14 protein-coding genes are annotated in these 19,923 nt (G+C 64.0%); 8 read left to right on the top strand and 6 right to left on the bottom strand.

Annotated features, from left to right (window positions below):
• The 4 genes from EN808_RS28345 to EN808_RS28360 form a co-directional block, all read left to right on the top strand.
• Positions 1–300 (top strand): zincin-like metallopeptidase domain-containing protein (locus tag EN808_RS28345; RefSeq protein WP_245521036.1); only part of this gene is annotated, 300 nt, incomplete at its 5' end.
• A gap of 264 nt (positions 301–564) precedes the next feature.
• Positions 565–2,694: a ParB/RepB/Spo0J family partition protein gene (locus EN808_RS28350; protein ID WP_135917349.1), complete on the top strand. Its 2,130-nt coding sequence runs from the start codon at positions 565–567 to the stop codon at positions 2,692–2,694.
• Positions 2,695–2,852: 158 nt separating this feature from the next.
• The gene (locus tag EN808_RS28355; protein WP_135917350.1) at positions 2,853–7,169 is read left to right on the top strand and encodes a strawberry notch family protein; all 4,317 of its coding nucleotides are present in this window, start codon (positions 2,853–2,855) and stop codon (positions 7,167–7,169) included.
• Positions 7,169–8,227, top strand: a complete 1,059-nt coding sequence (locus tag EN808_RS28360) for a toprim domain-containing protein (protein ID WP_135917351.1) — start codon at positions 7,169–7,171, stop codon at positions 8,225–8,227. Before EN808_RS28355 ends, EN808_RS28360 begins: the two co-directional genes overlap by 1 nt.
• 85 nt (positions 8,228–8,312) lie before the next feature.
• Here EN808_RS28360 and EN808_RS28365 read toward each other — a convergent pair whose 3' ends face one another.
• Positions 8,313–8,531, bottom strand: coding sequence for a hypothetical protein (locus EN808_RS28365; protein WP_135917352.1), 219 nt, complete (start codon positions 8,529–8,531; stop codon positions 8,313–8,315).
• A gap of 44 nt (positions 8,532–8,575) precedes the next feature.
• Here EN808_RS28365 and EN808_RS28370 point away from each other — a divergent pair, with 44 nt between their 5' ends.
• Together EN808_RS28370 and EN808_RS36465 are read left to right on the top strand one after the other, a co-directional pair.
• Entirely contained in the window at positions 8,576–9,505 is a 930-nt protein-coding gene (locus EN808_RS28370) for a DUF2493 domain-containing protein (protein ID WP_135917353.1), read from the top strand.
• 354 nt (positions 9,506–9,859) lie between these two features.
• Positions 9,860–10,027: a hypothetical protein gene (locus tag EN808_RS36465; RefSeq protein ID WP_189522243.1), complete on the top strand. Its 168-nt coding sequence runs from the start codon at positions 9,860–9,862 to the stop codon at positions 10,025–10,027.
• A gap of 44 nt (positions 10,028–10,071) precedes the next feature.
• On the opposite strand, the gene dinB is transcribed toward EN808_RS36465, so the two are convergent.
• Positions 10,072–11,157, bottom strand: a complete 1,086-nt coding sequence (gene dinB / locus EN808_RS28375) for a DNA polymerase IV (protein ID WP_135917354.1) — start codon at positions 11,155–11,157, stop codon at positions 10,072–10,074.
• 58 nt (positions 11,158–11,215) lie between these two features.
• On the bottom strand, positions 11,216–11,722 hold the full coding sequence (locus EN808_RS28380; protein WP_135917355.1) for an SOS response-associated peptidase: 507 nt from the start codon (positions 11,720–11,722) through the stop codon (positions 11,216–11,218).
• A 58-nt stretch (positions 11,723–11,780) separates the two neighbouring features.
• Between EN808_RS28380 and EN808_RS28385 the strand changes: the two genes are divergently transcribed.
• Both EN808_RS28385 and EN808_RS28390 read left to right on the top strand, forming a co-directional pair.
• Positions 11,781–12,371 (top strand): SOS response-associated peptidase, encoded by a 591-nt coding sequence (locus EN808_RS28385; protein WP_135917356.1) that lies wholly within the window; start codon positions 11,781–11,783, stop codon positions 12,369–12,371.
• A gap of 63 nt (positions 12,372–12,434) precedes the next feature.
• A complete protein-coding gene (locus tag EN808_RS28390) occupies positions 12,435–14,135 on the top strand; it encodes a caspase family protein (RefSeq protein WP_135906803.1) in 1,701 nt (566 codons plus the stop codon).
• Positions 14,136–14,288: 153 nt separating this feature from the next.
• Here EN808_RS28390 and EN808_RS28395 read toward each other — a convergent pair whose 3' ends face one another.
• From EN808_RS28395 to EN808_RS28405, 3 genes are read right to left on the bottom strand one after another with little or no spacing between them, the layout of a single operon-like run.
• Positions 14,289–17,561 carry an error-prone DNA polymerase gene (locus EN808_RS28395; RefSeq protein WP_135917357.1) on the bottom strand — a complete coding sequence of 1,091 codons (3,273 nt, stop codon included), beginning with the start codon at positions 17,559–17,561 and terminating at the stop codon, positions 14,289–14,291.
• Positions 17,558–19,078: a DUF6504 family protein gene (locus EN808_RS28400; RefSeq protein WP_135917359.1), complete on the bottom strand. Its 1,521-nt coding sequence runs from the start codon at positions 19,076–19,078 to the stop codon at positions 17,558–17,560. The genes EN808_RS28395 and EN808_RS28400 overlap by 4 nt, the downstream gene beginning before the upstream one ends.
• Complete coding sequence (locus EN808_RS28405) at positions 18,993–19,745, bottom strand: ImuA family protein (protein WP_135906805.1); 753 nt, start codon at positions 19,743–19,745, stop codon at positions 18,993–18,995. The genes EN808_RS28400 and EN808_RS28405 overlap by 86 nt, the downstream gene beginning before the upstream one ends.
• Positions 19,746–19,923: the final 178 nt, after the last annotated feature.

Raw genomic sequence — 19,923 nt, forward strand, 5'->3', positions numbered from 1 at the left:
CACAGTTCACGCTTGGCCCGTGACTGCTCCGGCCCTTCGGGCTCCAGAAAATATGCGTTCGAGGAACTCGTGGCAGAGATCAACGCTGCCTTCTGCTGCGCAGCCTTGGGGATCGTGCCCACGGTACGGCATGCCGACTATATCGGCTCATGGCTCGAGGTTCTGCGCGATGACAATCGCGCTATTGTGCGTGCCGCCAGCCAGGCTAGCAAGGCGGCTGAGTGGCTCCTCGGTCACCTGCCGGAGGAGGTCGAAGCATCCATCGAGTTGGAGGAAGGCAATGATAGACGGGCAGCATAACCTTCTATGACCGGAGCAGCCCTTGCGCCTTCCCCTCCACCGCGGTTCGGCTGTCTCGAGCATCGGAATTGCGAGCGGCGGCCCTGCCGTTCGGCATAGACCGCGTTCCCGGCCTCTTTCCGGGCGTGCGCATCGTGAGGGCGCGGCTGTCAATCAACGGCGTGCCGGATCGTGCGGGAGGGAGAGGAAGAGGGTTGGAGGAGGTTTCATGACGGGTTGAGGACCGAGAGAGAGGCTCTCGGCGGCCCGTCGCGGAGAACCTCAATGACCATTGCTGTTCAAAAGATCACGCTGTCGTCCTCGCGCGATATTCCTTTCAATAAGCTGGTGCTTGCCCAGACCAACGTGCGGCGCATAAAGGCTGGCGTCTCGATCGAGGACCTGGCTGAATCGATCGCCCGCCGCGGGCTGATCCAGGGCATACACGTTCGCCCCTTGGTCGGTGCAGACGGCCAGGAGACCGGGATGTTCGAGGTGCCGGCCGGCGGCCGTCGCTACCGCGCCCTCGAAATGCTCGTCAAACAGAAGCGGCTTGCCAAGGTGGCGCCTGTCCCCTGTGTCGTCGGGAGTTCGTCCAGCACGGTTCTCGCTGAGGAGGTGTCGCTGGCGGAAAACATCGAACGTGCGCCACTTCATCCTTTGGATCAGTATCGCGCCTTCAAAGTTCTCTGCGACCAGGGCATGGCCGAGGAAGAGATTGCCGCCGCCTTCTTCATCTCGGTCAACATCGTCAAGCAGCGTCTGAAGCTCACAACCGTATCGCCGGCGCTTCTCGATGTTTACGCCGAGGACGGCATGACGATCGTCCAACTGGAGGCATTTTCCGTGAGCGCCGACCACACCCGACAGGAGCAGGTCTGGGAGGCGATCAAGAACAGCTGGTCGAAAGAGCCATACCAGATCCGCCGCATGCTGACCGAGAATACCGTCCGCGCCTCCGACAAGCGGGCCGTGTTCGTCGGCCTCGAGAGCTATGAGGCGGCAGGCGGCGAAGTGCTGCGTGATCTGTTCCAGTCGGATGATGGCGGTTGGCTACAGGACATTCCGCTGCTTGAACGGCTCGTCATTGAGAAGCTGCAGATGATGGCTGACGAAATCGCCAACGAGGGTTGGAAGTGGATCGAAGTCGCGGTCAGCTTTCCCTATGGCGCGACAAACGGTTTGCGCGAGCTCGAGGGCACGCCGATCGACCTGACCAGCGACGAGCAGGCAACGCTCGATGCGCTGCGTGACGAATTCGAGAAGCTGCAGGCGCAGTATGAGGAGGCCGACGAGTTGCCTGACGAGGTCGACCAGCGGTTTGGCGAGATCGAAACCGCGATCAAGTCGATCGAGGCGCGTCCCGTCCGCTTCAATCCGGTCGAGATCGCGTGTGCGGGTGTCTTCGTCAGCGTCGACACGGACGGAGCGCTTCTCGTCGAACGCGGTTACGTGAAGCCCGAGGATGAGGCGCTCGTTCCGTCCGACGGCAACAACGATCCCGGCGTCGACGGATCCGGCGTCTCGGCCACAGGCCCGGGTCAGCGGGCCGTCATCACCATAGGTGGCCAGCCGGCCGACACGGAGGATGATGACGAAGATGGCATCAAGCCATTGCCCGATCGCCTGGTCATGGAACTGACCGCGGATCGCACGCTGGCTCTGCGCGACAAGCTCGCCAACGATCCCTCGACCGCCTTCCTGGCCGTGCTCAACAAGTTCGTCCGCGACGCTTTCTCTCGCTACAGCGCGCAAGGCGTGGCGATGGAAGTCCTTGTCCGCGGCACGGTCTTTCCGGTCCAGTCCGAAGGGCTTCGGGATACGATTTATGCGCGCTCGATCCAGGCCCGCCATGAGGCCTGGGAAAAGCGTCTTCCAACTGACGTCGCCGACCTATGGAACGCGCTCTCTGCACTGACGGGCACCGAGCAGGCTGAGCTGTTCGCCCATTGCGCATCCTTGGGTGTCAACGCCCTCTACGAAAGGGCCGATCGCTACGGCAACGGCGCTATCTCCACGCATGGTGTGCAACAGCGCCTTGCCGACGCCGATAATCTCGCCCGGGCAGTCGGACTCGACATGATTGATGCCGGGTGGCGACCCACTGTCGGCAACTATCTCGGCCGTGTCACCAAGGCGCGTATCCTGGAAGCCGTTCGCGAGGGCGCCGGCGAGCGCGCCGCCCAGCTCATCGACCACCTCAAGAAGGGCGACATGGCCAAGGAAGCCGAACGCCTGCTCGCCGACAGTGGCTGGCTGCCTGAGCCTCTGCGGCTAGTCGACGTTGATGTGGAAACAGTCGACGTCGACGCCGACGCTGGCGACGAAGATGAAGCTCTGCCTGAATTCCTGGCAGGTGACGACGATGTCGCCTTGGTCGACCAGGACGAAAAACAGCTAGACGCCGCCGAATAGGCCGTCTCCTTCGCGCCCATCGCCCGGCTTTCGCAAGAGGGCCGGGCGTTTTTGCGTTCTGTCGTGAGAGTGAGTGTCCGGCCGGAATGGGTTGAGCCCGTGCGGTCAGAGAGAGCGCCGATGGGCTTTTCCCGGTCTCGCTCTCCAGAGGATCTCCAATGAACTTCTTGTCACCCGCAGTAATCGGGGGTTCGGCCGCTTCCGCCACGCCTCTCGATCCAGCCGCAGCCGTCTACGCGGCAGCCCTGGTTCTTCTCCCCCACATCGAATGCGGCCGGCGCGTAGATGCCGTTGTCCTGCGAGCGGCGATGGAAGCCTCATTCGGGGCGTCGGACACAAGCGGCGCCTGGGACTGGAAGACAGCCTATGACGCCTGCGAAGCCGCGACAGTTCTGTTCCTCCGCAAATACGGCAAGTCGCTTCTGCGCAAGGCCGGTTCCGCGACATCCGCCTTGCCGCTTCTCAACCGGATTGCGGACCTTCTGCCCACGCATACCCGCCGCTCCGAGGAGAGCCAGGCGCTGCAGCAATTCTCGACGCCCATCCCGCTCAGCCTCGCGGCCGTCACGGCTGCGGCCATAACACCGGCTGACCGGGTGCTTGAACCTTCTGCCGGCAGCGGTCTGCTTGCGATCCTTGCTGAGATTGCCGGCGGCTCGCTTGTGCTAAACGAGCTCGCGGAGACGCGTGCCGGCCTTCTGTCCAATCTCTTCCCGGGCGTCACGGTCACACGCTTCGACGCGGCGCAGATCCACGACCATCTTGATCCGGCGCGCTTGCCCACCATTGTGCTGATGAACCCACCCTTCTCGGTCCTCGCCAATGTGCGGGGGCGCGTCGCAGACGCGACCTATCGCCATGTCGCCTCGGCACTCGCCCGGCTCGCCGACGGTGGCCGGCTGGTCACCATCACCGGCGCGGGCTTCGGGCCGGAGATGCCGGCGTGGCGCAATGCATTCGAGCGCCTGCAGGAGCATGGCCGCGTCGTCTTCACCGCCACGATCAGTGGCGCCGTCTACGCCAGGCATGGCACGGCGATCGACACCCGACTGACGGTCATCGACAAGACATTGGCTGGCGATCCGTCGTTCATTCCGGCCTCGCCTGGCTTTGCGCCGGATGTCGCCACATTGCTCGACTGGATCGAGAAGCACGTTCCGGCACGGCCGCCGATCGCCGAAGCTGCCAGGGTCGTTCCGGCCATCACCGCGCCCAGGACGGTCCGCGGTTATCTCGCCCGCACTGTCGCAAGCCCGGCTCAGCGGCAGCTATCCGAGCCGGCCGGCGTTGAACTGTCGTACGAGACGGTCGATTGGACGCCCGACGACGGAGCACGGCTGACCGACGCGATTTACGAGGAATACGGATTGCAGACGATCCGTATTCCGGGCTCCCAGGCGCACCCGACAACGCTGGTGCAGTCCGCGGCAATGGCGTCTGTCGCGCCACCGAAGCCCAGCTATCGGCCGACCCTGCCCGGCGACATCCTGACATCGCTCTCCGACGCCCAGCTCGAAACGGTGATCATGGCCGGCGAGGCCCATTGCGGGTTTCTCGCCGGATCGTGGTTGGTCGACCACACGCTTGATGTTGTCAAAGCGGTACCCGAGGACGCGCCAGGGGCCGTGCGCTTCCGGCGTGGCTTCTTCATCGGCGACGGGACCGGCGTCGGCAAGGGCCGGCAGTCGGCGAGCATCGTGCTCGACAACTGGCTGCAAGGTCGACGCAAGGCCGTGTGGATCTCCAAGTCAGACAAGCTGCTTGAGGACGCGCAGCGCGACTGGGCCGCGCTCGGCATGGAGCGTCTGCTGGTCACGCCGGTGTCGCGCTTCCCGCAAGGGCGCACCATCACGCTTCCAGAAGGCATCCTGTTTACAACCTATGCCACGCTACGCTCCGACGACCGTGGCGAGAAGGTTTCGCGCGTCAGGCAGATCGTCGAATGGTTGGGTCCGGATTTCGACGGAGTGCTTATATTCGACGAGGCGCACGCCATGCAGAATGCCGGCGGCGGCAAGGGAGAGCGTGGCGATGTCGCGCCCTCACAGCAAGGCCGCGCCGGTTTGCGTTTGCAACAAGCGCTGCCTAGCGCCCGTGTCGTCTATGTCTCCGCCACCGGCGCGACCACGGTCGCCAATCTCGCCTACGCCCAGAGGCTTGGCCTGTGGGGCGGCGAGGACTTCCCGTTCTCGACCCGCGCGGAGTTCGTCGAGGCGATCGAGGCGGGTGGCGTGGCGGCAATGGAGGTGCTCGCCCGGGACCTTCGAGCGCTTGGCCTCTACACGGCACGCTCGCTCTCCTTCGACGGCGTCGAATATGAACTGGTCGAGCACGAACTGACGCTCGAGCAGCGGCGGATCTACGATGCCTATGCCGGCGCCTTTGCCGTCATTCACAACAATCTCGACGCGGCCATGCAGGCCGCCAACATCACCGGCGACAGCGGCACCCTGAACCGCCAGGCCAAGTCCGCCGCGCGCTCGGCTTTCGAAAGCGCCAAGCAGCGCTTTTTCGGTCACCTGCTGACGTCGATGAAGACGCCGACACTGATCCGCTCGATCGAGCAGGATCTCCAGTCCGGGCATTCGGCCGTGGTTCAGATCGTCTCCACCGGCGAGGCACTGATGGAACGCCGGCTGGCGGAGGTGCCAACGCAGGAATGGAACGACGTCCGCGTCGACATCACGCCGCGCGAATATGTGCTCGATTACCTCGAGCATTCCTTCCCAGTGCAGCTCTACGAGCCCTTCACGGATTCGGAAGGCAACCTGTCGTCGAGGCCGGTGTTTCGCGACGGTCAACCCGTTGAAAGTCGTGAGGCGGTCGCGCGCCGCACGGCCCTGATCGAGAGGCTGGCGAGCCTGCCACCGGTCCCTGGCGCGCTCGACCAGATCGTCCAGCGCTTCGGCACCGACATGGTAGCGGAGGTGACGGGCCGGTCGCGACGCATCGTCAGGAAGGGCGAACGCCTGATGGTCGAGGGCCGCGCGGCCTCGGCCAATCTCGCCGAGACGCAGGCCTTCATGGATGACGTCAAGCGTATCCTGGTGTTCAGCGATGCCGGTGGGACAGGCCGCAGCTACCATGCGGAGCTTTCCGCGCGTAACACGCGCCTGCGCGTCCACTATCTCCTCGAACCTGGCTGGAAGGCCGACGCAGCCATCCAGGGACTTGGCCGCACGCATCGGACAAATCAGGCGCAGCCACCGCTGTTTCGACCGATCGCCACCAATGTGAAAGCCGAGAAACGCTTCCTCTCGACGATTGCCCGACGCCTCGACACGCTGGGCGCGATCACGCGTGGCCAGCGCCAGACCGGCGGGCAGGGTCTGTTTCGGCCAGAGGACAATCTGGAATCGCATTATGCTCGCGATGCGCTGCGGCAACTCTATCTGCTGATCGTCCGCGGCAAGGTGGAGGGCTGCTCACTCGAGCTGTTCGAGCAGACCACGGGGCTGACGCTGACGGATGAGAACGGCATCAAGGATGAGCTGCCGCCGATCACCACTTTCCTCAATCGCCTGCTGGCGCTCACCATCGAACTGCAGAACATCCTGTTCGCGGCTTTCGAGCAGTTGCTCACAGCCAAGGTGCAAGGGGCCATCGCAGCTGGGGTCTACGACGTTGGGCTCGAAACGTTGCGAGCGGAGAGTTTCGTCGTCACCGATCGGCGGTCGATCTACACCCATCCTGGTACCGGCGCCGAGACACAGCTTCTCACCATCGATCAGCGCCGGCGCAACCGACCCGTGCCCGTCGAGGAAGCTGTCGCCGAGCTCGACGATCAGCGCGCCATCCTGCTGGTCAACGAACGCTCAGGACGTGCGGCCGTCCAGGTTCCCGCGCCATCGTTTATGCTCGACGATGGCGAAATCGAGCGGCGGGTCCGGCTGATCCGACCGATGGAGCAACACCATGCCTCGCTCCGAATGATGGAGGACAGTCATTGGCAGCGGGCTGATCGTGAGACCTTCACTGCTGTCTGGAGTGCCGAGGTCGAGAGCGTCCCGGCATTCTCGGACTCGACCATCCACATTGTCGCTGGGCTGCTGCTGCCGATCTGGAAGCGACTTCCAAACGAATCGAGCCGCGTCTATCGGCTCCAGACCGACGACGGGGAGCGCATCATCGGCCGCAGGGTCTCAGCCGCATGGGCCGCCGGGGCGCTGGCAACCGGCGTCAGCACGCTGACGACGCAAGATGCCTTCAACGCTCTTGTGGATGGACGAACGATGCTCGACCTTGCCGAAGGTCTTGATCTGCGCCGCGTCCGCGTCATGGGCGCCAATCGCATCGAGCTGTCGGGCTTCACCGATACCATGCGCGAGCGGCTCACGGCCTACGGACTTTTCCACGAGATCATATCCTGGAAGCTGCGCATGTTCGTGCCGACGGACGCAAGCGGGGCCACCGTGCTGGCCAAGGTCATCGAGCGTTATCCGGTGCAGCGCATCAACGACAGGGGGGCCAGCTGATGACACCTCGCGATGCATCCGCACTGGCATGCCATCTCGCCCAGCGGGCAGAGGCGGTGTGCCGCCGCTACCTTTCCAATGGTCGCCGCGTTGGCAACTACTGGCTGGTTGGCGACGCCCGCAATGCGCCGGGTCGCTCGATGTTTATTCGTCTCAAAGGGCCAGACTGCGGCAAGGGCGCCGCCGGGAAATGGACGGACGCCGCCACCGGCGAGCACGGCGACCTTCTGGACGTCATTCGGGAGTCGCTTGGTCTTGTCGATTTCAAGGACGTCTGCGACGAGGCGCGCAGCTTTCTGTCGATGCCCCTGATGACGAACGAACCAAAGGACCGGTGGGAGCAAGTCGTTCCCGCTGCCCGCGGCTCCCCCGAAGCGGCGCGGCGGCTGGTCTCCATGTCGCAGCCGATATCAGGAACGCTTGTGGAGACGTATCTGCGCGGACGCGCGATTACAGCCTTGCATGAGACCGGAAGCCTTCGGTTTCATCCGCGCTGCTATTACCGTCCAGAGAGCGGCCCGACCGAAACATGGCCGGCAATGATCGCGACGGTCGCCGACCTCAAAGGCAAGCTCACCGGCGCCCACCGCACCTGGCTCGATCCGGGCGGATTCAGCGAGGCCCATCTCGGCCGCGCTCCGGTCGACACGCCAAGACGAGCCATGGGCGAACTGCTCGGTCACGCTGTCCGCTTCGGCTGCTGCCGTGATGTCATGGCCGCCGGCGAAGGCATCGAGACCATGCTCTCGCAACGCACTGTCCTGCCGGCCATGCCGGCACTGGCGGCGCTGTCGGCGGCGCATCTGTCCGCAATCCTGTTCCCCGACACATTGCGGCGGCTCTATATCGCCCGCGACAATGATCCTGCCGGCGACGCAGCTGTGGCAGCCCTCATTGAACGCACCAGCGCGGCCGGTATCGAGGCGATGGTCCTGACACCGCAGCTCGGCGACTTCAACGAGGATCTCCGCCTGTTCGGCGCCGATGCCCTGAGTACGATCCTGAGGGTCCAGATCGCTCCACAGGATGTCGAACGCTTCATGAAGTTGGCGGCCTGACCGGAAAGGGGAAAGGGCGTGCCGGCGACACGTGGCGGGGGTGCGCAGGCGGACCTTCGCTCGGGCGAGGGCCGACCCACGGCCTTCAAGAGGGCGATCGGACGACGGCCGATCCGGACAGGCAATGGCTGCGCCCGGCTATTTTCCGGCGGCCCTTGCCACCCCGCGCGATGCGCAGGGCCCCCTCTTCGGGCCTTTCCATCGCGAGACAAAATAGCCGGGCTTCGCCATCCTTCACGTTCGTTCCGGCCCTGCGCTGACGCTGCGGGTGCATGTCCGGATCGTCCGTCGCCTTCGTCGCCATGAAGGCCGCGATGGGCGCGGCCGATCCCACGAAGGCAAGCCGCCATGAGCACCGAGCACGATACCGACTTCGAGCCGCAACCCGCATCATCACCCACCGACCACGTCCTTCAGGAGCTTCAGCTCTACGGCTACCGTCCCTTCGACGACGAGCCCGATCCACGCCCGCTGCCCGAAGGCCGGGTCATAGCGGCCAGTATCGCCGACATCTTCGATGCTCTCCTGGTGGCGATGGCCGACACACGCCTTGAACCCGACCTCGAGGAGCTGCTGTGGGGCACGGTCAATCTGTTCCATCGCGCGACCAAGCGGATCGAACGCGAGCTCGATGAAAACGAGCTTTGCCAGCAACGGCTGCAACGCGAACAGGATGGATCCGAGGTCAAGTCGGTCGAACTCGAGCGGCAGATCGCCCAAGGTCAGACACTGCTCGAACGCCGCAACGCCTTCGAATTGATGCGCGACCAGTCCGCCGAGCACTACGAGCGGCACACCCACTCGATCTGGCGTCCGCGTTCGGGTTCTGTCGTCAACCATCGCCACCTGACCGCGGCAATGATCGACAGCCGGGACTTCCTTGCCGCGAGGAAGCATGCGGACAACCAGCTGCTGTTGCCACCCGGACCGAAAGTCGTCTTCACCGGCGGGTTCGATTTCAACGATCATCGCCTAATCTGGGCCAAGCTCGACCAGGTCCATGGCAAGCATCCGGAAATGGTCCTGCTGCACGGCGGATCACCAAAAGGTGCCGAGTTGATCGCGGCCAAATGGGCTCATAGCCGCAAGGTGCCACAAATCGCCTTCAAACCGGACTGGACGAGGCACGCCAAGGCTGCGCCCTTCAAGCGCAACGACGCCATGCTCGACACCTTGCCGATTGGCGTCATTCATTTCCCCGGCTCGGGCATTCAGGACAACCTCGCCGACAAGGCCCGCAGGCTCGGCATTCCGGTGATGAAGTTCGGCGCCACGTAAAGGGGCCACCAGCCCGCTCGCCGCAAGTCATGCGCTGTGATTTCTGTTGCTCCCGACGCATTGATCGGACGACCGCTCCTGCCGATGTGGCGTCGTTTGAAGGCAAGGCGGCGAACCATCAGGTTCACATCTCATCTCGTCCTGGCATGGAGAACAGGGGACCGTTCCCGCGTTTGTCGGCGCAATTCCTTGATCCGGTCCAAGGGCCTGGTGCCATCAACCCATAAAGGGTCGGACTACGCAAAGCGTGCCGCCGTTTCGGCCTTGCCTTCACGGTGATTGCGGCCCTCGGCCGGACACATCGGGCGCCTGTCACGCGGGGATCGCCCCCGCTTCCAGAACAGGAGCCGGAAAATGTCCCTCGTAGAAGCCAACGCATTCGCCTTCAGCCTCGCCACCAGCCTGATGGTCAGCATCGTGATCTTCCGCGCCGGCGATGGTACGCTGACCGTCGTGCCGGCCGACGAGTATGAAGGAGAAGCCTCCGAGATCGTCCGCGAAATCGATCCACACGCGCGCTGATCCGGAGAGCCTGCAGCCGGCTTTCCCCCTGCCGTAGAGACACCCTACAATTCGAACCGCAGCTGCCGCCGATCGGGCGGCAGCAGATCGCCGAGCGACGAAAGCGTGACGCCCAACAGCCGGATTCCCTTCTGCACCGGGAATACAGACCTCAGGAGATCGGTCGCGAGATGTTCGAAGTCAGGAAGTTCGATCGGCACTGCCACCGTGCGGCTGCGCGTGATCTGCTGAAAGTCGGCGAATTTGATCTTCAGCGTGACGGTGCGGCCCCGGATGCCTTTGCCTTCACAGTATCCCCAGACCTTGGCGACCAGCGGCTTGAGTTCAGCGATTGATGCTTCGAGATCGACGATGTCGGCTGCAAACGTGTCCTCGGCGCCGATCGATTTGCGCGGCCGATCCGGCTCGACCGCGCGTTCGTCGATGGCGCGCGCGATCTGATAGTACCAGAGCCCTGACTTGCCGAAATGCTGCTGGAGGAAGGGAAGCGACCTCTCCTTGAGGTCGGCGCCGGTCACGATGCCGAGCGCTTCCATTTTCGCGGCGGTCGCGGGTCCGACACCGTGAAATTTCTTGACCGGCAACGTCTCCACGAACGCGGGCCCGTGGCGCGGCGTGATGACGAACTGGCCATTCGGCTTGTTCTGGTCCGACGCCATCTTGGCGAGAAATTTGTTGTACGAAATGCCGGCGGACGCGGTGAGACCGGTCACCAGCAGGATCTTTGCCCTGATCATCTCGGCGATCGTCGTGGCAGACGCAATGTCGAGCCGGTTCTGCGTCACGTCGAGATAGGCCTCGTCGAGCGACAGCGGCTCAATGAGGTCGGTATGTTCGGCAAACACCTCGCGGATCTGAGCTGAGACTGCCCGGTAGACCTCGAAGCGGGGCGGCACGAATATCAGCTCGGGGCATTTGCGCTTTGCCGTGACCGAAGGCATCGAGGAGCGAACGCCGAAGGCGCGGGCCTCGTAGCTCGCGGCCGCCACGACGCCGCGGGCAGCCGCTCCACCAACGGCAAGCGGCTTACCGCGGAGTTCCGGATCGTCGCGCTGTTCGACCGACGCGTAGAACGCATCCATGTCGACATGGATGATCTTGCGCGGGTCGGCGCTGTGTTCAGGGGCCATTTGCTTGCAATGTCATTTCGGCAAGGTCTGAGCTTCGTGCTGAAGGATGCTACAATCTTCAGATCGCAAATTCAGCCTGCATACGACCCTGACGGAGACGCGAAATCGCAAAGCTTCTCCCGGGAAGGGGACGAAGGACTTCATGTTCCGGATGCGTCATGTCGAGCCAAGCCGTGCGCTCGTCCCGGCGCAGCACCGCCATCTGGCGGTCATGGTAGGGCGCAATATCATCGTTGGCCTGGATCGTGAGGATTGCGTAGGCTTCCGGCCAATCCCGCGTCGCTGGCCGCCAGACGCCGGCGAAGTAGAACCAGTCACCGCTTGCGAGGCGAAAGCTGCAGTTCTTCCCCTGGCTGCGGTGCCGGAATTCGGACGCCGGCACCAGGCAGCGATGGCTCGGAAACGATCGGTCCTCTGCGCGCACGATCGTGAAAGGTCGCCCGCCCGCTTCCCTGGGTTGGAGTCCCCACGGCAGCTCCAGCATCTCAACATCGCCGCCATAGCGTCTTATGATGACGCGGCGTTCGTCGAGCGGTGCGTCGGAATCGAAAACTCTTGCGCTCATAGTCAAAAGAACATAACAGGAACATGATTGACGCGCAACGCCGGGAAACAGGTGACACATGTGCAACGATTATCGGCTGATGGTGGATGTCGCCTCGATCGTCGAGGACTTCGCCGATCTCAAGATCAAGATCCGCTTCAGCGAAGGCGCGCCGAACATCGAGGCGCGCGAGGATATCAAGATAACGGATCCAGGGCCGATCATTCGCCCGGTCGCCGGGGCGAGCGGGGAGGGTGATCTGGTTCAGCGCCGGTGGAGCTGGCCCGGACAAAACAAGCGGCCGGTCTACAACTTTCGCTCGGACGGTCGCGAGTTCGCCTCGAAGCGCTGCCTCATTCCCGCCGATGGCTTTTACGAGTTCACCGATCCAACGGAGAAGGGCAAGAAGCGCAAGGACAAGTGGCTCTTCACCAAGCGCGACGAGCCGATCTTCTGCATCGCCGGAATCTGGCGCGAGACCAATGATGTCGGTGAAGCGTTTACGATGCTTACGATGGAACCCGGTCCGGACATCGCCCCCTATCATGACCGGCAGATCGTGATACTAGACCGGAAGGACTGGGCGAGCTGGCTCGATCCGCTGGTCTCGGCAAAGTCGTTGATCAGGTCGTTCCAAGCTGGCTCGCTCACCGTCGAGCAGGTCGGCTAACGTCGAGTCGGGGTTGGCTACGGCAGCTCATCTGCGGCGGGCTGGAGCGCTGGGTGCAAAATCATGAACGGACGCCACGCGCTTGTGATCGGAGCAATCGCTTATCCGGGTCAGGAGTTGGAGAACGCGACAAGCGATGCAGGTCACGCCGCTGACGCGCTGCGCGATCGCGGCTTTGCCGTGACGACCGTCTTTGACCCTAGCCTGGCGGCTATAGACGCCGCCCTCACCAACTTTAAGGAGTTGGCGCAGACAGCGGAACTCGCGGTGATCTTTTTGGCCGGGCATGCCGTCGAACGCCATGGTCGGGGCTATTTCCTCCCGATCGACTTCTGTTTCCCGCCAACCGCCGCTGGCCTGCGCTACACCGCCACAAGTTTGAACACCTTCGTGGAGGCCACGGGCGGCGCTGCGTCCCGCATAATCGTGCTCGATGCGTGCCGGAACTGGCCGCACGATCCCGACGAAGCCAGGCGCACGTCGAACGATCTGGAGGAGCTGGTCGCTGACGAACGCAGTTGGTCAAACCTTCTGCTGGCCTATGCTACGAGCGCCACGAGGGACGCTGGCGACGGCGCCAAAGGGATGGGCAGCGCATTCTCAAACGCTCTCTGCCGCCATCTGCTGGATCACAGCCTCACTGTGGATGAGTGCTTCCGGCGCGTGTCGCAGGACGTCGTCGCTCAACGAAATGATCAGCAGCCCTGGACCTATTCCAGCCTCGCACGAACCCTTTCATTTACCGACCTGCCGCGTTTCGCAGCGATCCAACGACATGGCGTGCCCAACCCCGAGCATTTCAGTGTCGGCGCCTGGGCAGCGGCCGACACTACGCGCCGTACCCTCATCGTTGGAGTTGGCGACGCAATGTCCTGGAGCGTTGGCATCGGTGGCTTTGCGAAAGTTCGATATCACGGCAAGGACCACCTAATGGGGGCGGCATATTGCGACAAGCTGCTTCTGCTCGCCGGCTCAAGCGGCGCGCTGTACGTAGCGGGCGCTGGCAATAAACCTCTACTGGACCTCCAAATGGAGCATTCGTTCGGGTTGACTGCCTCCCCGTCGGCGAATGGCATTACCTACTTCGGCAACGGTATTGTCAGTTGCCTCAGAGTTGATATCCACCATATCGAGGAGGTCGCTCGCTATGAGGTAGGCTTTGACGTCTACTGCTGCACTTACATGCCTGGTGGTCTTGTCTGGGTCGCTGGCGGCGATGGCAGAATCTGCGAAATCGATCCGCAAAATCTGAACACACCCATAAGCGAGATCGCTACGGTCAGGCATCATGTCAACGCGATGGCGGTCGCCCCAGACGGCGACTGCGTTTTTGTTGTAGGCCAAGGGGGCGTCGCATTGAAGCTGGACCGGTCGGGGCAGGTGATTGCGGAACTCCTTCCAGACCGGGGTTTCAAAACTGCCGCAGGCATTCGTGCGCGGTTGCTTAACTTCGCGGAGGACGAGGCTATCCGCCTGTTCATCTTCGAGCCGTCGAAATTAAAGCGGCGCGTGCACAGGGCACTCACCGAGAGTTTGAAAGTCCCGGACTATCACGCGTGCGCCCACGCGCCCACGCTGCCGATCCTTGCGATCGCGACGCAAGAGAGCAGCGTGGTTCTGCTCGACACGCGCGATCTTCAAGTGATTCAAGAACTCGATGTCGGCTCCGGTAATTCAACGATCGTGTCTGGCGTCCATTTTTTCTCCGATCACGAGCTCGCGGTGGTCGGCGGCAGCGGCGATGTCACCTTCTTCGAAGCTTGATCCGGCAAAGGCTTGAATTGGTTCCGGTCCGATACAATCCCGCTTGATATGCAATCCAGCTGGGAGAGGAGCTTCGTCTGTCGGGCAAAAGATCGTTAGAATCTAACCCGGGATTCCAACGCCTTCAAATGATCCCGAGCTGTCGGACCCAGCCTACCTGAAATCCCGCGTTTTGACCTTGATGTTGTCGATGTGAAGATCGGGAATATAGATATCGCGGCTGCGCAGCCCCTTGGGCGGTAGCTCGCGCGGATCGGGCCCGGAGCCGCCATTGGATATCTGGTCGCCGCGGGCGTACGGCACCGGAAAGCTGCCCTCGCGTTCGCCGACGCTGGCGAGCTCGGTTGATAGATCGCTGATCTTGCGAGCGACGAGGTGGACCACCCCGCCTTCGCGCTGGATGCGCCCCCGGACCGCGACCATGCCCGCCGACAGCACCGTGCGCCGGTGCTGCTCGAACACTTTCGCCCAGACGACGAGGTTCGCGATTCCGGTCTCGTCCTCTATCGTGATGAACATCACACCCTTTGCCGAGCCCGGGCGCTGCCGGACAAGCACTATGCCCGCCGCTTCCAGCCATCGACCGTCGCGGGCTTCCATCGCCTCTGCGCAGGAAACTATGCTGCGGCGGCGCAGGTCATTACGAAGGAAAGAGATCGGATGGCTGCGCAGCGTCAGGCCGATGTGGCGGTAGTCTTCCACGACCTCGCCGCCGGCGGTCATCGGTCGCAGCGCCACCGCCGGTTCGTTGATCTCGGGCACGATCTTGGCCTCTTTGGCCGACGCAGCAGCGAATAGAGGCAGGGGTTCGTCGCGCAGTGCCTTGATCGCCCACAGCGCCTCGCGCCGCGCGAGACCAAGTGCTGGCCGGAACGCGTCGGCCTCCGCGAGCTGGACAAGTGCGGCCTGCGGCACGCCGGCGCGGCGCCAGAGATCGTCGACGGAGGCAAACGGCTGATCGGCGCGTGTCGTGACGATCTTGCTGGCGTGGGTGTTGGCAAGTCCGCGCACCATACGCAGCCCAAGCCGAACGGCGAAGCCTGCGTCATCGGAAACAGGCTCGAGCGTGCACTCCCAGCGCGAGGCGTTGACGCAGGCCGGCCGGATGTCGATGCCGTGCGCGGCCGCGTCGCGCACGATCTGCGCCGGTGCGTAGAAGCCCATCGGTTGGCTGTTCAGGAGTGCAGCGCAGAAAACGTCCGGGTGCCAGCATTTGAGCCAGGCCGAGGCATAGGCGATCAGCGCGAATGAGGCGGCGTGGCTCTCAGGAAAACCATAAGAGCCGAAACCTTCGAGCTGCCTGAAGGTCTGCTCGGCGAACCCCCGCTCATAGCCATTGTCTACCATGCCCTCAATCAGCTTCGTCTTGAATGACGAAACCCCGCCCGTGAACTTGAAGGTGGCCATCGATTTGCGAAGCATGTCCGCTTCGCCCGGCGTGAAGCCGGCGCATTCGATGGCGACGCGCATTGCTTGCTCCTGGAACAGCGGCACGCCGAGCGTCTTGCCGAGCACCTTTTCGAGCTCCGGCTTCGGATAATGCACCGGCTCCAGGCCTTCCCGCCGGCGCAGATAGGGATGGACCATATCGCCCTGTATCGGCCCGGGACGAACGATCGCGACCTGCACCACCAGATCGTAGAAGGTCCTCGGCTTCAGCCGCGGCAGCATGGACATCTGCGCCCGGCTCTCGATCTGGAAGGTGCCGAGCGTATCGGCCTTGCGGATCATGGCATAGGTGCGCGGATCCTCCGCCGGGATGGTCGCAAGGTCGAGCCGGATGTCCTTGCAGTCAGCGAGAAGATCAAGGCCCTTCTTCATACAGGTCAGCATGCCGAGCGCCAGCACGTCGACCTTCATGAATTTGAGCGCGTCGATATCGTCCTTGTCCCATTCGATCACCTGGCGGTCCTTCATGCTGGCCGGTTCGATAGGCACCAGGTCGTCGAGGCGGTCGTGGGTAAGCACGAAGCCGCCGGGATGCTGGCTGAGATGGCGGGGGGCGCCCATCAACTGACGGGCGAGGTCGAGCGTCAGCCGCAGGCGGCGATCGGCGAGGTTGAGGTTTAGATCCTCGACATGGCGTTCCTCGACGCCCTCTTCAGACCAGCCCCAAACTTGGCCGGACAAAGTGCGGATGAGATCTTCCGGCAGGCCGAGCGCCTTGCCGACATCGCGCAGCGCGCCCTTGGTGCGATAGCGGACCACCGTCGAGCACAATGCCGCGTGGTCACGGCCATAGGTGTCGAACACCCACTGCATGACGATCTCGCGCCGCTCGTGCTCGAAATCGACGTCGATATCCGGGGGCTCGCGGCGTTCCTCGGAGACGAAACGCTCGAACAAGAGATCGTTGCGGCCGGGATCGATCGAGGTGATGCCGAGCACATAGCAGACCGCGGAGTTGGCGGCCGAGCCACGGCCTTGGCAAAGGATGTCCTTCGACCGCGCGAAGCGAACGATGGCGTTCACGGTCAGGAAGTAGGGCGCATAATCGAGCTTCTCGATCAGCCGCAATTCGTGGCGCAGTGACGCGATGACGCTGTCAGGCAAACCCTCGGGGTAACGGGAGTCGGCGCCCTGCCAGGTCAGCTTTTCGAGCGCCTGCTGCGGTGTCAAAGACGGGTCGTCGCGCTCCTCCGGATATTGGTAGGCGAGTTCGTCGAGCGAAAAGCGGCAGCGGTTGGCGATCTCGATGGTGCGCGCCAGCGCCTCCGGGTAGCGCGCGAAAAGCCGGTGCATCTCCTGCGGCGGCTTGAGATGGCGGTCTGCATGCCGCTCGCGGCGGTCGCCGAGCGCGTCAATGGTAACATTGTGCCGGATCGCGGTGACAACGTCCTGCATGGTGCGGCGGCCTGGCTCGTGGAAGAGCACGTCGTTGGTGACGACGCACGCCACCTTCATCTTGAGGGCAAGTGCCGCCAGGTCGTGGATGCGAAGCTGATCGTTGGGCCGGCGCCTGAGCGTCAGCGCCATGTACGCCCGATCGCCGAATGCCTCGCGCAGGTGCCTGAGGCGCAGCGCCAGGGTCTCATCGGCCAGATCGGGCAGGAGAACGGCGATGAGGCCGGCGCCATAGGCGACGACGTCGCTCCACGCCAGCCGGCATTTCGCTTTTCCGGCGCGTCCCTTGCCAAGCGAGAGCAGCCGACACAGCCTGGAATAGGCGTCGCGATCCGTTGGGTAGACAAGCAGCGACGTGCCGTCATCGAGGTCAAGCCGGCAGCCGACGATGAGCCGCACGCCAGTCGTCCTGGCGGCCTCATGGGCACGCACGATGCCGGCGAGGCTGTTGCGATCAGCGACGGCCAGCGCCTCGATGCCGAGCAGCGCTGCCTGCGAAAACAACTCCTCGGCCGAGGAGGCGCCGCGCAGGAAGCTGAAATGCGAGGTGACCTGCAATTCGGCATAACGGACCTCGCTCATCCGAACACTCCGTGCAGGAACCAGCGGTGCGAGCCCGTTGCCGCATCCTCGCCGTCGCCGGCGCGGTAGAGCCAGTAGCGCTCGCCGGCTTCGTCCTCGACCCTGAAATAGTCGCGCACCGCGACAAGCTCGGCGTCGCGCTTCCACCATTCGCCGAAGACCCGCTCCGGACCGTCCGCGCGCTTCACGCGTCGGCGCACCCCTCGCCAGGTGAAGGACACTGGCGGATGGTCGGGCAACAGCGCCACCGTCTCGACCGGATCCGGCTGCGCCAGCAAGCGCGAGGGCCGCGGCCAGTGACCGGGCCAGCTCGCGCCGGTGTCGGCCGCCATCGCCGGAATCTTGCCAACCGAACGCTCCGGCACGTCGCTGGCGACGGGTGCAAGCCGATAGACGGCGCGCTCGCCGACGCGGTTCATCAGCGTATCGATGAGTTCGGAGACGTCGGGCACGGTCTCCTCGACGAGGGAACTCACGGCCTGGCTGCGCTCCAGAGGCTCAGCCGCCGTCGCCGCCAAGATCATCATCTCGATGCCGAAGCCGGCCGCGATGGTCTCGATCTTGTCACAGAGCAGCCGCGTCAACCGTTTGGCATCGCGAACGGGCATCGCCATGCCGACACGGATCGCCTGGGCATGGCTGTCGACGCGCCGGCAGATGAGATCGAGACGGCGCGCGCCGATGCCGCGCTGTTCCATCAGGTTGCAGAGCTGGGCGACGAGCTTGCCGATGTAGCGCGCGATTGTCTCGGCCGCGCCGATAGGCTCGGCGAAGGCGCGGCGGACTTCGATGATGTCCGGCGGACGAACCGGGTCGATCGGCTCGGCGACGGCGCCAAGGGCCTGATCGATACGACGGCCGATCTCCGGACCGAAGCGCAACGCAAGCGGGGCGCGCGGCTGTTTCAGGAGATCGCCGATCCGTTGGAAGCCTAGCTTGCGCAGTTCGGCCGCCGTCGAAGGCGCGATCCGCAACGCCTCGAGCGCGAGCGGTTCGAGGATCGATTGACCATGGCCGGCCGGTGCGATGCGGATGCGATGGCCGCCATAGCGGGCCATTGCATGCGCCGCACCCCAGCTGTCCGCGATCGCGGCGCGGGCGACGATGCCGGACATGGCCAGACGTCCGACCATGCCCTCGAGCATCATGGCCTCGCCGCCATGGAGATGGTCGGCGCCGGTCGTGTCGATGACGATCCCGTCGGGAGGGTCGGGCGCTAGGATCGGTGCAAATCGAAGCATCCAGACGGCGAGCCGCTCGAGCGCCTTGGCATCCGCTTGCGGATCGGCGTCCTGGATCGCGAGGTCCGGCACCAGCACCTGCGCCTTCGTCACGGGCATGCCGGGGCGCAGGCCGGCGACGAGTGCGGCGGCGTCGGCGGCGAGCACCAAGCGCCTGTTTTTATCGCGGCCGATCAGGACGAGCGGAGCCTCAGCTGGAGGCGCCCCATCGCCGGCCTTGCGCCGCACCCTGTCGGTCGGCCAGGTCGGCAGGAACAGCGAGACAACCCGTGCCATCGCACGCCTCCAATTCGAAATCGGCACTTTCGCCCGCGCGGGCGCGGATCAATTCGACCAGCCATCGGTGACGGCCGACGCCAGGTACAGGCAATGGCGCCGATGGCAGGACCGAGACGCGCCAGCGTGTCATGGCTGCCGTCGGCTGCCCGAAATCGGCCGCCTCCGCCTGCCGCCGCCATCTCCGCAGCGCGATGCCGATCGTGTGCGCTTCCTCGGCGGCAAGCTGCAGCCGCCGCGAAGCGGTCATGGTCAGGCGCGCGACCTCGCCGACGACCGCGCCCAGCCCGCCATGCCGGATGCCTTCCTCCATGCAGGCGAGGATCGTCTTGTCGTCGCCGGCCTCAACATAGATGACCCGGTCAGGTTTGAGGCCGGCCTGCGCCAGCGCTGGGGCGAACAAGTCTGGGCGGGTGATGCACCACAAGACCTTGCCCCGCGTTCGCGCCGCCACACCGCCGGCGAACAGCGCTGCTGCCGCACCGTCGATGGCGCCATTGCCGCCGCCTGCGATTTCATGCAGCGCGCCGAGCGCCAGTCCGCCGCCCGGGAGTCGTGCGTCGATTTCGGCTATTCCGAAAGGAAGTACAGATATGGCGCGCCGGCCTCGGCCCTCGATCTTCTCGATCCGCGCGCGCAATGACTCTATGGCGGGCTCCGGCCGCAAGATGGTGGTTGACCTCCAAGAAAGCGTATATAAGAATGTTCTCTATTTGTTCTACGATTGGTGAACGAGAGTCAAGTGGGCATCAGCGAGCCGCTGGCGTGTTTCGCGGCGCCGCTTGCGAAATTACAGGCTGCTTCGACAACACAAGGGCGGCGTTAAGCCTCATCTCAGCCGTTCA

Source organism: Mesorhizobium sp. M8A.F.Ca.ET.165.01.1.1, from assembly GCF_004792065.1.
GTDB lineage: Bacteria > Pseudomonadota > Alphaproteobacteria > Rhizobiales > Rhizobiaceae > Mesorhizobium.

Bases quoted from the DNA above. Each gene is read 5' to 3' on its own strand.
- EN808_RS28350 (WP_135917349.1), top strand. From the start codon at position 565: ATGACCATTGCTGTTCAAAAGATCACGCTGTCGTCCTCGCGCGATATT.
- EN808_RS28355 (WP_135917350.1), top strand. From the start codon at position 2,853: ATGAACTTCTTGTCACCCGCAGTAATCGGGGGTTCGGCCGCTTCCGCC.
- EN808_RS28360 (WP_135917351.1), top strand. From the start codon at position 7,169: ATGACACCTCGCGATGCATCCGCACTGGCATGCCATCTCGCCCAGCGG.
- EN808_RS28365 (WP_135917352.1), bottom strand. From the start codon at position 8,531: ATGGCGACGAAGGCGACGGACGATCCGGACATGCACCCGCAGCGTCAG.
- EN808_RS28370 (WP_135917353.1), top strand. From the start codon at position 8,576: ATGAGCACCGAGCACGATACCGACTTCGAGCCGCAACCCGCATCATCA.
- EN808_RS36465 (WP_189522243.1), top strand. From the start codon at position 9,860: ATGTCCCTCGTAGAAGCCAACGCATTCGCCTTCAGCCTCGCCACCAGC.
- dinB (WP_135917354.1), bottom strand. From the start codon at position 11,157: ATGGCCCCTGAACACAGCGCCGACCCGCGCAAGATCATCCATGTCGAC.
- EN808_RS28380 (WP_135917355.1), bottom strand. From the start codon at position 11,722: ATGAGCGCAAGAGTTTTCGATTCCGACGCACCGCTCGACGAACGCCGC.
- EN808_RS28385 (WP_135917356.1), top strand. From the start codon at position 11,781: ATGTGCAACGATTATCGGCTGATGGTGGATGTCGCCTCGATCGTCGAG.
- EN808_RS28390 (WP_135906803.1), top strand. From the start codon at position 12,435: ATGAACGGACGCCACGCGCTTGTGATCGGAGCAATCGCTTATCCGGGT.
- EN808_RS28395 (WP_135917357.1), bottom strand. From the start codon at position 17,561: ATGAGCGAGGTCCGTTATGCCGAATTGCAGGTCACCTCGCATTTCAGC.
- EN808_RS28400 (WP_135917359.1), bottom strand. From the start codon at position 19,078: ATGGCACGGGTTGTCTCGCTGTTCCTGCCGACCTGGCCGACCGACAGG.